Source organism: Helicobacter vulpis (assembly GCF_003660395.1).
In the GTDB taxonomy this organism is placed as follows: domain Bacteria; phylum Campylobacterota; class Campylobacteria; order Campylobacterales; family Helicobacteraceae; genus Helicobacter; species Helicobacter vulpis.
The window spans coordinates 1-536 of sequence record NZ_QXQT01000092.1; the positions used below are offsets into that span (position 1 = coordinate 1).

Annotated in this window: 1 pseudogene; it reads right to left on the reverse strand. The window is 42.0% G+C overall.

The annotated features are described in order from the left end of the window. Positions 1 to 536 (reverse strand): annotated as a pseudogene (locus EAO38_RS09050) (hypothetical protein); the annotation flags it as partial.

Here is a 536-nt window from a genome sequence, read left to right on the forward strand (position 1 = left end):
CAAATTCTTTAAAATTCTCCCCAAAGGCGGGATTGGGTTTTAAAATGTCTTCTAAAAGCTTGTTTTTAAATCTAATGGCGTCTAAAATATCTTGCTTGTTTAAAGACGCGCTTCTGCCTGCGGCTAGAATTTCTTTGGCTGTGGCTGGGATATGTGTGTTGGGCTTATAGGGAAGTAAGGGGATTTGATTGTTAAGGGGGGGTTTGGTAACATCACTTAAAGGAGTAGCTATGTCAGTCTCTATCCCCTTGCCCCCGGTTAATATCTCCTCATTCTGGTTTAATACAGAATCAGGGCGGGTATACGCTATCTCTGCTCCCGGTGAAGAGGGGGTTTTTGAATTTGATTTTAAACGCAAGATGTGGGTTAGATTCTCTTCTACTTCTGAGTTTAGACGCTTTAGCGACTTTGCAGAAGTAGACTGCGTAGAAATAACTTCAAACGATGTGAAAAGATTAATATCTAGGTCTGAATCTTGACCTAATAACCTGCTTTCTTGTTTGAGCTGGGCTAACTCCTCCTTGCTTAGCGTGGGG